This is a genomic window from Microbacterium sp. TWP3-1-2b2, from assembly GCF_049896145.1.
GTDB lineage: Bacteria > Actinomycetota > Actinomycetes > Actinomycetales > Microbacteriaceae > Microbacterium.
The window spans coordinates 3,070,937-3,083,290 of record NZ_JAFCTS010000001.1 but is presented as its reverse complement, the minus strand read 5'-3'; the positions used below and the strand labels follow the sequence as shown (position 1 = coordinate 3,083,290).

Below are 12,354 nucleotides of genomic sequence, written 5' to 3'. Positions count from 1 at the left end.
CCTATCCGCGCCGACGCGCCCGGTTCAGCCCTCGGCTGCGGCCGCAGCAGCAGCCGCGCGCACCAGCCACGCGGGCGTCTTGCCCGGTCGCGCGAACGGCACGAGCCGCCCGGCGGCGCTCTCTGCCACCAGCTGCTCGGCGCGCGCGATGCGGGTGGCAGGGCGCTTGGCGGTCGCGATCCAGTGCCGCACGACCTTGCGATAACCCGCCGTCGCGGCGTCGAGGAACGCCTGCGCGGCAGCGGAGGACTCGAGCACGGCCTGCACCTCGGGCTCGAGTTCTGCGGCGTCGTTCTCGTGCGAATACGTTCCGGTGCGGTCTGCGCTGCGCGCTTCGTACGCGGCCAGGCCTGCGGGTGCCATCTTCCCCTCGGCCACGAGACGCTCGACATGCGCCACGTTGACCTTCGACCACGTGCTCCCCGATTTTCGCGGCGTCCACCGCTGACGGCGTCGATCATCGTCGATGGGCTGCGACACCGAGTCGATCCAGCCGAAGCACAGCGCCTCGGGAACGGCATCCGCCCACGTCAGACCCCGATCGGCGACGTGGGCCTTGCGCACTTCCATCCACAACTCCGGCTTGTCGGCGTGGTGCCGCTCGAGCCAGGCGCGGAACTCCGCCGCGTCGCGGAAGTACACCGCGGGCTTCTCCGCCGAACCGCCCGCCTGCCCCGCCTCATCATCCATGGGAACAGGATGCCACGAGCATCCGACACCGGCTCAACGGTTCGGGAATGCCTCTCCCCCGCCTGCGGCGAGCGCCTCGGCGACGATGCGCGCGTGCTCGTCGGCCATCTCCTGCGGCAGCGGCGGGAGGATGTCATCCCAGAAGGCGAGTGCGGCGCCGCGCGCCTGCATCATGCCGGCCGGGCGAGCCAGCGCCCACATGTGCAGATGGGCCGAGCCGTCGTTCCAACGACCGAAATGACAGCGCGCGACGCCGGGGATACGCTTCACCGCCTCGGAGATCCGCTGCATCAGCGGGCCGAGTTCCGCGAGAACCTCGATCGGGGCGTCCTCGAGCAGCCAGTGTCCGCGCGGCGATACCCACGCCATGAACGGCAGGCCGCTCAGCTCGGATCTCATACCCACCTGCCACAGTTCGTCGTGCCAGATCGTGTTCGCGGACGGTGTGCAAGCACCGCACTGCGCTCGGTCCGTCTCACCGCCGCGCGGCTCCTCAGGCACGAGCATGGGCTCGAGCGGACGCATGGTGATCTCATCGAAGGCCCACGGCAGCCCTTCGGTCAGGGCCGTCGCATCCAGTCGTTCCCCGATCGGCAACCGGGAATGGAACGGGGACTCCGCAGGAACCTGTTCGACTTCGCTCATGCACCCATCGAACCATGTCGGATGCCGGTGCCACACTGGCGGAATGGAACAACGACTGAGTTTCATCACCCTGGCGGTCGCTGACGTCGCGAGATCGCGCGCGTTCTATGTGGACGGTCTCCGATGGCGCCCGATCTTCGAAGCAGACGATGTGCTCATGCTGCCCGTCGCCGATCGGCTCATCCTGTCGCTGTGGAGCATCACCGGCTTCACAGCCGAGATCGGTGAAGCACCCGCACCCGGCATCGCGCCGATCACGCTGGCCCACAACGTCGCGACCGAAGCCGACGTGGACGGCGTCCTGGCGGAGGCAGAACGACTCGGGGCGTTCGTCGCCCCCGCAGTGCGCCGTGACTGGGGAGGGTATTCAGGGTATTTCGCGGATCCTGACGGCTTCCGCTGGGAAGTGGCGTTGAACCCGGGTGAAACAGGAGAATTCGTGCTCCCTCCTCGCCGGCGCTCCGAGGACTGAGCGCCGCGCATCACTCGGTGAAGAGGTACCCGCGCTCCACGTCGAAGCCGGCGATCCGCAGTCCACGACCGAGCAGTGCCTCCATCTCACCGCGCAACCGGAGACGCCATTCGTGCGCCGCGTCGGGATCCGTCGCCCGAATCCTCTCGACATCCGACGGAATCTCGAGGGTCGCGACGACGGTCTCCGCCGCAGGGTGCTTGGCGATGTCGGCGAGTGCCCATTCGACATCGAGGCGGTCGCTCTCATCGCCGGCGTCGCCGCCGCCGAAGATGCCGTAGTTGTTCACCGAGTACCCGGTCACCCGCGCGCCGAGAACCGTGAGGAAGAAATGCGCGTTGCGAGCGACGAGCGGGTCGAACGTCCAGGTGATCCGACCGACCTCACGCGAGAACGCCCACTGGCGTTGGTGTTCCTTCAACTCGCGTCCCCACCCGCGCCCCCGGTATTCCGGCAGCAGGGCGGTGATGTGCGAGTGCATCGTGCGCTGGCCTGGGACGCCGAAGAAGGCGACGGATGCCCCGACCATGTGGTCCGCGCCGGACTCATCGTCGAACAGCCCGACGACGTAGTTGCCGGATTGCTGCAGCGCACGCAGGGTGCCGGCGTCGATGACGCGTTCCGGTCCGCGGATGGCATCCAGCAGGGATTGCGCCTCGATGATGAGTTCGACGGTGTCAAGGTCACGTATGGTTCGCACGTCCCCAGTCTGCCCCTCCTCGCCCCCGATGCGGAAACGAAGGTGCCGGATGCCGCTCAACCGAGCAGCCGCGACTCCATCCGTGTGATGACGCCATCGGCGCTGGTGAACAGCAGCAGCGAGCTCGGTGCACCGCGCTCCAGGGCGAGCACGCCGATGCTGTCCCCGAGTTCGACGACCTCGAACGCGTAGTCGCGTGCGAGCCGGTGGAACTGCGATGCCTGCGATGCGACCTGCTCTGCTCCGCGAACGATCTTCAGCCCGTCATGCCCGCTGTCGACACGGAACTCGACGTCGGGGTGCAGCACTCCCACGAGGCGTGTGAAGTCGCCGCCGCGGGCGGCGGCGAGGAAAGCGTCGACGACGGCCCGCTGCTGATCTCTGGTGGCGCGGGACACCGGCGAGACCGGAACCGCACCTCGGATCCTGTCCCGGGCGCGGCTGGCGAGCTTGCGTGTCGCTTGGGGCGTGCGAGCGACGACATCGGCGATGTCGTCGAACGGCACGCCGAAGACGTCGTGGAGCACGTACGCCAGCCGCTCGTCCGGCGCCAGCTGCTCGAGCAGCAGCATGAGTGCGTAACCGACCTGGTCGGCCTGCTCCGCGCGCGCGGCGGGGCCCTGCTCCTCCGGCAGAGCCTCGACGTCGGGCAGCGCATCGAGCGGGTTCTCCTGCCTCCGATTGCGGGTGCGCAGCTGGTCGAGGCATATTCGGCTCACCACGCGGGTGAGCCACGCACGACTGTCGTCGATCGCTTCTTCGGCGCGCTCCAACCGGAACCACGCCTCCTGCACTGCATCTTCCGCATCGGCACGCGAGCCGAGCATCCGATAGGCGACCGCTGTCAGATAGCGTCGATGCGAGTCGAACTCGGCCGCGAGCGCGCTGGTGTCCATCCTGATTCCTCCCATGCCCTGCGCAGATTACCGCGCATGCTCAGGTGCCGGCGCGAACGTGCGTGAGAACAGATTCGTCGGGTCGTACGTGCGCTTGATGTCCGCCAGTCGCCGCCGGGTGGATTCCGGGTAGACGGATGCCACGGCATCCGCCACCGTGCCGTCCAGCGAATTCGCGTAGGCGCCGTCGGTGAACGGCTCCAGCGTGCGCCAGATTTCGTCCATGCGATCCCGCAACCCCTCGTACGCAGCAACGGGCGCCGCCGCGAAGGTGCTCACCATCAGCTCGGCGCCCCTGTGCGCGAAAGCTGTCGCCTCGGGCGCGGTCTGCCCGAACGCCCCTCCGAGGCTGTGCACCACGATCGATGCCGGCTGTTCCGATGCGGCGATGCGCGCGATGGCGGGGGCCGCAGCATCCGCCGACGCCGGCGAGATGAAGCCGTTGCGAAGCGCGACCCGCAGCCCCGCGGGCAGCTCGTTGCCTTCATGCAGGATCTCGGCGTACGGAACCCGGCTCACGGCTTCCTTCAACGGCGTTCCCGCGATCCGCAGCGCGGCGAGGGCATCGTCCACGGATTCCGCGTCGCAGCGGGCGAAGGTGATCTCGATCGGCGCGTCGACACCGCCGGTGAACGGGTTCGACAGCACCAGGGTCGAGCTGATCGCCCGCGGTGCGGTGCGCATGAATCGGACCCATGCGGGAACGATGTGCTCGGCTTGGCCCGCGGGAAAGGTGAGCGACGCGAACGTGAACTGTGCGGCAGGTTGCGCCTCGAATTCGAACGCGGTCGCGATGCCGTACGCACCGCCGCCGCCCCGCAGCGCCCAGAACAGATCCTCATGCTCACGGTCGTCGACACGGATCACGGTGCCGTCTGCCGTGACGAGCTCGACCGCGCGCAGATGATCGAGCGTGAGCCCGTGCCGCCGGACCAGCCACCCGATGCCGCCGGACAGCGTCAGCCCGCCGACACCGACATCCGCCGTGTCTCCGGAGGAGATCACAAGGCCGTGCGGGGCGAGCGCCTCGACCACATGCCGCCAGAGCGCGCCACCGCCCACGCGCACTCTCCGATCACCGAGTAACTCGATGGAGTCGAGTACTCCGAGATCGATGACGATGCCGTCGTCGATCGTGCTGAGTCCCGCCGCGGAATGTCCCCCACCGCGCACGACGAGAGGAAGATCGGATGCCGCGGCGAAGCGCACGGCGCGCTGCACGTCGGCGACATCGATCGGGCGCAGGATGAGTGCCGGTTCGGCGGATGCGAGCGCTGTGCGCGCCGCCTTCGGGTACTCGGGTGAGTCCGGGGCGATGATGGCGCCGGCGAAGTCTTCGAGCTGGTCGTTGCGGGTTGCGGACATGGCATCTCCTTGATCAGTGCGCCGGTGCGGCGGTTCATCAAGAAGACGACCTCGGTCGCGGGAGTGTGACCGATTCGTCAGAGATCGACGATCAGGAGCCGACGAACTCCTCGGTCGGGCCGAACTCGGGCCTCTCGCGCACCGCGACGGTCGCGCCCAGTCCGTCGGTGTCGAGCACGACGATCTCGTTCGTTCCCCGGTTCCACATCGGGGCCGGGGCGTAGAGCGTCTGCTGCGGGCCGACCTTCCAGTAGCGGCCGAGAAGGAAGCCGTTGAGCCACGCCATGCCTTTGGAGCCGCCGGGGAACGCGAGCCAGGCATCCGCGGGCGAGTCGACCTCGATCATCGCACGCGCGACGCCATCCGCCTCTCGAGAGCCAGCGGCGACTGTGGCGTCGGGCGCGGGTGCCGCATCGAGCGGCACCGCACGGTGCGTCCATCCATGCACGTAGCGGCGGCCGTTGACGCGCACGCCGCGCATGATGCCCTTGCCCTCACCCGTGTGCGGACCGTAGTTGATGCGTCCGAGACTCTCGACCACGATCGTCAGCTGCGCCTTTCGGGCGCCGCCGGGAAGCGGAAGCGACAGCTGCCCGTCCCGCTCCAGGGTGCCGATGCGCTCGTCGCCGACGAAGACCGTCGCACGATCGTGCAGCGTGTCGATGTCGATCGTCGCATCCGCTGGTACGTCGATCAGCGCCTGGTAGATGACGATGCCGTCTTCCACGCCGAGCTGCTCGAACGTCTGCGGCATCGGGGTGATCTCTCCGATCATCGGCAGCGTCTCGGCGAACTCGCGCAACGAGGTCACCGGGTGCAGCGGCGCCGACTGCGCGGCCTGAACCGGTGCAGGCGCGGGGCGCTCCGGCAGCTCACCGTCATGGAACGGGGCGAATGCCGCGCGCAGCGCCTCGAACTTGGCATTCAGCGATCCGTCTTCGCCGATCGGGGCATCCGAGTCGTAGCTGGTGATCGTCGGCTGCAGTGCGCCGTCGTGGTTGGCTCCGTTCCACAGTCCGAAGTTCGTGCCGCCGTGCGCCATGTAGATGCTGACGGATCCGCCGACCGCGAGCAGCTCGTCGACGGTGCCGATCAGGCTCGCGGCCGAACGCACATGGTGCCGCTCGCCCCAGTGGTCGAACCATCCGCCCCACAGCTCACTGCACATCAGCGCATCGTCAGGGCGACGCAGCTGCTGCGCCGCGGCGACGCCCGTGCCGAAGGTGAAGGTCGGCAGCGCTCCTGCCACCGAGCCGTGCATGATCATGTCGGATGTGATGCCGTCTGCCGTCGTCAGCAGCTCGACGACGCCCCGCGAACGCAGTCCGTCGCGCTGATGCTCGAGGTACGCGTGATCGCTGCCGAAGGAGCCGTACTCGTTCTCGATCTGCACGGCGACTATGGGCCCGCCGAAGGCCGCCTGCAGCGGCACGACGCGCGGGATCAGCTCGTCGTACCAGCTGTCGACGGCCGCAAGATACTCGGGATCGCTCGTGCGCAGCGCGCTCACCCGTCCGGTCAGCCAGAACGGCAGCCCGCCGTTCGACCACTCGGCGCAGATGTACGGGCTCGGACGCAGGTAGACGTCGAGTCCGATCTCCCCCGCGAGCCGGATGAACGACTCCAGGTCGCGCCAGCCGTCGAAACGCGGCTCTCCTTCCATCCGTTCGTGGAAATTCCAGGCCACATACGTGTCGACCGTGTTCGCGCCCATCGCGGCCAGGCGACGCAGACGGTCCGCCCACTGCTCGGGATGCACACGGAAATAGTGCAGCGCTCCGGCGAGGATGCGATACGGTCGCCCGGCGCGCAAGAGCTGCCCGTCCCGCCACGTGAGCGCAGGAGAGACGTCTCGAAAGGACGAGGATGCGTGGTTCAAGAGGACTCCTGCGTGACTCTCGCTCCGACTTCCACGGAGTAGGGACGGATGCGTGTCGTGCGCAGCCGCGCATGACTCTACCGGAGGCTCGGTTCACACCCCGACGCGCCCACCGCTGCTGCGCACCGATAGCCTTGCACAGTGGGAGATAGAGACGACAGAGCCAGAAAACGTCTCTCCCGCACCCCGAATCGTGGTCTCACGGTCGCGGTCCTCGCCTTCGCCGGCCTGTGCTCCTCGTTCATGTTCACGCTGGTCGTGCCGCTGCAGGCCGAGCTGCCCACGCTGCTGAACGCGTCGCGCGAGGACACCACCTGGGTCGTGACGATCACCCTGCTCGTCGCCGCGGTCGCCACTCCCATCTCCGGACGTCTCGGCGACATGTACGGCAAGCGCCGCGTCGTCGTGGTGCTGATGGCGCTGCTCATCATCGGTTCGGTGATCGCCGCGCTGTCCGGCTCGATCGTCGGCGTGATCATCGGCCGCGCGCTGCAGGGCGGTGTCACCGGCGTCATCCCGCTCGGTATCGCGATCATGCGCGACATCCTCCCGACGAACCGGCTCGGTACAGCCGTCGCCCTGATGAGCGCGACCATGGGTGTCGGCGGGGCGCTCGGGATGCCGTTGGCGGCGTATCTGGCGATCAACGCCGACTGGCATTCCCTGTTCTGGCTCGCCGCCGGGCTCGGCATCGCCGGGCTGGTCCTCGTGCTGCTGTTCGTCCCCGAGGATGTGCTGCTCTCCCCCGGCCGCCTCGACGTGCCCGGCGCCATCGGTCTCGCCATCGGTCTGACCGGCCTGCTCCTTTACGTCTCCCGCGGAGCGCAGTGGGGCTGGACGTCACCGATCGGGCTCGCACTTCTCATCGGCGGCGTGCTGGTGCTGCTGGTCTGGGGCTGGTACCAGCTGCGCACGAAGGATCCGCTGCTCGATCTGCGCGTGGCAGCGCGGCCCGCAGTGCTCTTCACGAACATCGCGGCGATCGGCATGGGATTCGCCCTGTTCGGATCGAACGTCACATTCCCGCAGATGCTCGAGCTGCCGGTGGAGTCGGGCTCGGGCTTCGGACTCGACATGGTCACGGCCGCCTTCATCGTCATGCCTGCGGGCCTGGTGATGATGGTGATCTCGCCGCTGTCCGGATGGCTGGAACGCACGGTCGGTCCACGACCGCTGTTCACCGTCGGCGCGTTCGCGATCGTGCTGGCCTATGTCTACGTGCTCCTCTGGTCGACCGAGTGGTGGCACATCCTCGTCGCCAACGCGATCATCGGCGTCGGCATCGGCTTCACCTTCGCGGCCATGCCCATGATCATCATGCGAGCGGTGCCCGCGAACGAGACCGGTGCATCGAACGGACTGAATGCGCTGTTCCGTTCTGTGGGCACCTCGAGCGCCTCAGCGGTCATGGGCGCGGTCCTGGCCGCCATGAGCGTCGAGATCGACGGGGTCGCCGTGCCCACGCGCGAGGCGTTCAACGTCTGCTACTGGCTCGCCATCATCGCCGCCATCGTCGCGGTGGTGCTGTCGCTGTTCATTCCGAAGAGTCGTGCCATCGAACCGCATCCGTCGCTGCCGAGCTGAAGCGCTTCGGCTCGCGCCGCGCCAGGCGGGTCAGAGCGTGAAGCCGTCCGGATCGCCGGGCTGCGGTGCCCGCAGCCGCTCGGGCACCGGCCACGGCAGCACGAACTGCTGCGCCGCCGTGCGGGTCATGTCGCCATAGTCGTCGATCTTCACGACGATGCGGCCCGGACTGCCGTCACGATCAGGGGTGACCTCGACCATGCGCACCCGAAGCGGACGTTCGGCCTCGCGGTCCAGCATCCACGGGTCCGCCAGCCATGACAGGCCGTGCTCCTCCAGCGCCGCCTCCGCGTCCAACCATTCGATGGGACCGGCGGAGATCGTACGGCCGAGCACGTCGACTGCAACCCATTCGTCATCGCCGGCGGGGTGGATCCACCCGAGCAGCTCGCCATCGTCGCGGCGATGCGGGGTCCAGTCATCCATCCGACGAGAGTACCCCCAGCCGCACCGCCTCGCGGCTGGGCAGAATGGGAACATGGTCGCTCCCCTCCCCCGCATGACGCCGGAGCAATCCCGCGCCTGGCTCGCCCTGATCAGCACGGCCGAGCTCCTTCCGTCCGCGCTCGACGCCCGGTTGCAGCGCGACGCCGACCTCACCCACTACGAATTCATCCTGCTCAGCACGCTGCAGCGCGGGGGTCCGATGCGCCTGAGCGATCTGGCCGCAGCGACGAACGCGACGCTCCCTCGCGCGTCGAAGGTCGTCAGCAGGCTCCAGCGGCGTGATCTGCTGGAGAGGGAGGAGAGCACGCAGGATCGACGCAGCGTGGTGCTCAAACTCAGCAGACAGGGCCGTCGCCGACTCGTGCTCGCAGCGCCAGACCACTTCGCCACCGCGCATCGGCTGGTGCTCGATCGCCTCTCAACCACACAGCTGGATGCTCTCGCCGATGCTCTGGAACCGGTCGTGCAGGCCCTCGACCCGCAGAACAGATTCGGCCCGTACTGACCGCATACCTGCGCACAATTGCAGGGCCGATGCACGGATGCAGGGTGACACGCCGGGCGTCGGCCCTGCAGTCGTATCATCTCCCTGCAGGTGTGCAGATACCGCCGTCAGTGCGCGTACTCCATGAGCTCGAGCCCGAGCACACGGAATGCGTCATGCGCGCGAAGCCGGTGCGTGATCGAGAGGTCGTCGAAGCAGACGATCATCGCGTAGGCGATCCCCGATCGAGGACCTGCGAGCACGCCGGCTTCGGCGCGCACGCCGGGCTCGCGACCCGTCTTGTTGATGAACAGCAGCCCATGGGCGTCGTGATCGTGCGCGAACGGGTCGAGCCCGGTGGATGCCGCGACCAGGCTCAGATCGTGGTTCAGGCTCAGCCACTCCGACACCTGCGCGCTGACTGCGACATCCACCGCCGTGGAGTTCACCAGGGCGGCGAACAAGCGGGTGAGTTCACGCGTCGTGCCCACCGCGACATGCGGGGCGTCATCCGGTCCTCGCTCATCTCGGACGCGGTCGAGCAGCGCGGTCTGCGTGAGCCCGAGCGCCTGAAGGCGATCGTTCACGCGATCGTCCCGTACGTGCGCCAAGAGTGCGTTCACCGCCATCGGATCACCGGCCGTCGCAGCGAGCACCGCGAGATCCACGAGCGGCAGCGCCGGTGCCCGCAGGTTGCGCCACACCCCTGCCATGGTCACATCGTCGACCGAGGAACGTTCGACGATCTCCAGCGGATCCAGCGTCCCAGACTCGAAGCCTGCAGCCACCTCGATCAGCAACGGCACCACACCGAGACCCGCGATCGGCATCGTGACGTGGTCGTCCCCGGCGAGCACCTCTGCGCCGGTGTCGAGGTCGGTGACGTGCACCGACACCTGGGCCCCGGCATCTGCCAGTTCCTCGAGCGCGCGCAGGGTGGCCACGAACGACCGGCGACCCACGGCGGCACGGCGAGGGACACGTCGATGGCTGCGATGTGATCGGCGCAGCATCGCAGACGGCGAAGGCTCGGGGGGAGTGCCCACGCGTGTTCCTTCCCAAGAAGGTCTTCAGGGGACGCTGCTGGGAGCATGCCCCCCAGCAGCACTCGCTATCGTAACCCCGCCCGCTGTCGAAGCGTCACGCCCTGCGGGCAAAGATCACCAGATCGTCACACGCTGTTCGCGCGGAAGGTGCAGCGCATCCGCTTCGGTCACATCGAACGCCTCGTAGAAGGCATCGATGTTGCGGACGATCTGGTTGCAGCGGAACTCGTTCGGCGAGTGCGGGTCGATCGTGAGCAGCCGGATCGTCTCGGCGTCGCGACTCTTCTGCTGCCACACCTGCGCCCAGCTCAGCAGCAGGCGCTGCACCCCGGTGAGGCCGTCGATGACCGGCGATTCGACGGCCTCGCCGTTCGAATCACGACCGAGCGACAGCTCGTATGCCTTCAGCGCGATGCCGAGACCACCCAGGTCGCCGATGTTCTCGCCGATCGTGAGGGCACCGTTCACGTGGTTGTCCTCGCCGAGGCCCACCGGGACCAGAGCGTCGTACTGTGCGATCAGGGCCTTCGTGCGCTCCTCGAAGGCTGCACGGTCGGCATCCGTCCACCAGTCGTCGAGCTTGCCCGAGCCGTCGTAGCGGCTGCCCTGGTCGTCGAATCCGTGACCGATCTCATGACCGATCACGGCGCCGATCCCACCGTAGTTGGCTGCGGCGTCGCGGGAGGCGTCGAAGAACGGGTACTGCAGGATCGCGGCGGGGAACACGATCTCGTTCATCGAGGGGTTGTAGTAGGCGTTGACCATCTGCGGCGGCATGTGCCATTCGTTGCGGTCGATGGGCTTTCCGACCTTGTCGACGTTGCGGTCATGCTCGAAGATGTTCGCCCGGCGCACATTGCCGAAGATGTCGGATGCGTCGATCTCGAGGGTCGAATAATCGCGCCACTCCTCGGGGTGGCCGATCTTCGGGGTGAACGCATCGAGCTTGGCGAGCGCCCGCTCACGGGTCTCAGGGCTCATCCACTCCAGCGTCGTGATGCTCTGCCGGTACGCCTCGATGAGGTTCGCCACGAGCTCGTCCATCGCGGCCTTCGCCGTCGGCGGGTAGTGGCGCTCCACGTAGACCTTGCCGATCGCCTCGCCGAGTGCGCCCTCTGTGACGGAGACACCGCGCTTCCAACGCTCGCGGATCGTGGGAACGCCGGAGATCTCGGTGCCGTAGAACGAGAAGTTCTCCTGCACGATGTCGTCCGTGAGGTATGGGGCGGCGGCGTGCACGACGTGCGCGCGCAACCACGACTTCCACTCGTCGAGTCGCTCTTCGGTGAGCAGCGTGCCGAGGCCCTCGAGCGCGCTGGGCTGTGAGACCACGGCTTCGGCGAAGGCATCCGGATTCGTCGGCACGACAGCATCCCGCCACGGTGCGAGGTCGACGCCGATCAGGCTCTGCAGCTCATCCCACGTCTTGAGGTTGTAGGTGGCGACGGCGTCGCGGCTGGCGACGTTGTCCCAGTGATGCGAGGCGATCTGCTTCTCGAGCTCGAACGAGCGCTCGGCGTCGCCCGCGGCATCCGCGACACCGGCCAGCGCGAGCAGACGCTCCAGGTGCGCGCGATATGCGGTGCGGGTGCCCTCGAAGTTCTCGAGTCGGTAGTAGCTCTCGTCGGGCAGGGAGAGGCCCGACTGCACGAGAATGGGCAGGTAGCGCTCGGGGTTGCCAGGGTCGCCGTCGACGTAGAGGCCGATCAGGTGGGCGCGACCGTCACGCTCGTATGCGCCGACCGTCGCGAGCAGCGAGGGGATGCTGTCGATCTGATCGATCTCCGCAAGTGTCTCGGCGAGGGGCGCGACACCGGCGGCGTCGATGCTCGCGGTGTCCATGAAGCTCGAGAACATGTCGCCGATCTTGCGCGCGAGCGTGCCGCCCTCTGCGTTCTGCGACTCCTCGATGATCGTGCGCACGTCTTTCTCGGCCTGCTCGGCGAGCAGGTGGAACGAGCCCCACCTGGCCTTGTCCTCTGGAATCTCCGTGCGCTCGAGCCAGGAGCCGTTCACGTACCGGTAGAGATCGTCCTGCGGACGGATGTCGGAGCTGAATTCTTCAGTGGCGAGGCCGGTGGGGAGAGCATCAGTCATAGCATCAGTCATGATGTCCACCCTATGCGCGGGGTGCATCGCGCACGTC

Annotated in this window: 12 protein-coding genes; 3 read left to right on the top strand and 9 right to left on the bottom strand. The window is 67.8% G+C overall.

Annotation, left to right across the window (positions count from 1 at the left end):
- Positions 1-24: 24 nt before the first annotated feature.
- Positions 25-690 carry a YdeI/OmpD-associated family protein gene (locus tag ACP7AR_RS15255; RefSeq protein WP_426187467.1) on the bottom strand — a complete coding sequence of 222 codons (666 nt, stop codon included), beginning with the start codon at positions 688-690 and terminating at the stop codon, positions 25-27.
- Positions 691-723: 33 nt separating this feature from the next.
- Positions 724-1,335 (bottom strand): hypothetical protein, encoded by a 612-nt coding sequence (locus tag ACP7AR_RS15250; RefSeq protein ID WP_426187465.1) that lies wholly within the window; start codon positions 1,333-1,335, stop codon positions 724-726.
- A 43-nt stretch (positions 1,336-1,378) separates the two neighbouring features.
- Between ACP7AR_RS15250 and ACP7AR_RS15245 the strand changes: the two genes are divergently transcribed.
- A complete protein-coding gene (locus ACP7AR_RS15245; protein WP_426187463.1) occupies positions 1,379-1,807 on the top strand; it encodes a VOC family protein in 429 nt (142 codons plus the stop codon).
- A gap of 10 nt (positions 1,808-1,817) precedes the next feature.
- Here ACP7AR_RS15245 and ACP7AR_RS15240 read toward each other — a convergent pair whose 3' ends face one another.
- The 4 genes from ACP7AR_RS15240 to ACP7AR_RS15225 form a co-directional block, all read right to left on the bottom strand.
- A complete protein-coding gene (locus ACP7AR_RS15240) occupies positions 1,818-2,507 on the bottom strand; it encodes a GNAT family N-acetyltransferase (protein WP_426187461.1) in 690 nt (229 codons plus the stop codon).
- 56 nt (positions 2,508-2,563) lie between these two features.
- Positions 2,564-3,403 (bottom strand): sigma-70 family RNA polymerase sigma factor, encoded by an 840-nt coding sequence (locus ACP7AR_RS15235; protein WP_426187459.1) that lies wholly within the window; start codon positions 3,401-3,403, stop codon positions 2,564-2,566.
- Between the two features lie 27 nt (positions 3,404-3,430).
- Positions 3,431-4,768, bottom strand: coding sequence for an FAD-binding oxidoreductase (locus tag ACP7AR_RS15230; protein WP_426187458.1), 1,338 nt, complete (start codon positions 4,766-4,768; stop codon positions 3,431-3,433).
- Between the two features lie 91 nt (positions 4,769-4,859).
- Positions 4,860-6,647 (bottom strand): beta-galactosidase, encoded by a 1,788-nt coding sequence (locus ACP7AR_RS15225; RefSeq protein WP_426187456.1) that lies wholly within the window; start codon positions 6,645-6,647, stop codon positions 4,860-4,862.
- A 141-nt stretch (positions 6,648-6,788) separates the two neighbouring features.
- Here ACP7AR_RS15225 and ACP7AR_RS15220 point away from each other — a divergent pair, with 141 nt between their 5' ends.
- A complete protein-coding gene (locus ACP7AR_RS15220) occupies positions 6,789-8,231 on the top strand; it encodes an MFS transporter (protein ID WP_426187454.1) in 1,443 nt (480 codons plus the stop codon).
- A gap of 30 nt (positions 8,232-8,261) precedes the next feature.
- Here the strand turns inward: ACP7AR_RS15220 and ACP7AR_RS15215 are convergent, their stop codons facing one another.
- Entirely contained in the window at positions 8,262-8,657 is a 396-nt protein-coding gene (locus ACP7AR_RS15215; RefSeq protein ID WP_426187452.1) for a hypothetical protein, read from the bottom strand.
- Between the two features lie 52 nt (positions 8,658-8,709).
- On the opposite strand from ACP7AR_RS15215, the gene ACP7AR_RS15210 reads away from it, so the two are divergent.
- Positions 8,710-9,183, top strand: a complete 474-nt coding sequence (locus ACP7AR_RS15210) for a MarR family winged helix-turn-helix transcriptional regulator (RefSeq protein ID WP_426187450.1) — start codon at positions 8,710-8,712, stop codon at positions 9,181-9,183.
- Between the two features lie 107 nt (positions 9,184-9,290).
- Here ACP7AR_RS15210 and ACP7AR_RS15205 read toward each other — a convergent pair whose 3' ends face one another.
- Both ACP7AR_RS15205 and ACP7AR_RS15200 read right to left on the bottom strand, forming a co-directional pair.
- Positions 9,291-10,175 (bottom strand): serine hydrolase, encoded by an 885-nt coding sequence (locus ACP7AR_RS15205; RefSeq protein ID WP_426187790.1) that lies wholly within the window; start codon positions 10,173-10,175, stop codon positions 9,291-9,293.
- Between the two features lie 147 nt (positions 10,176-10,322).
- Positions 10,323-12,305, bottom strand: a complete 1,983-nt coding sequence (locus ACP7AR_RS15200) for a M13 family metallopeptidase (protein WP_426187788.1) — start codon at positions 12,303-12,305, stop codon at positions 10,323-10,325.
- Between the last annotated feature and the right edge of the window lie 49 nt (positions 12,306-12,354).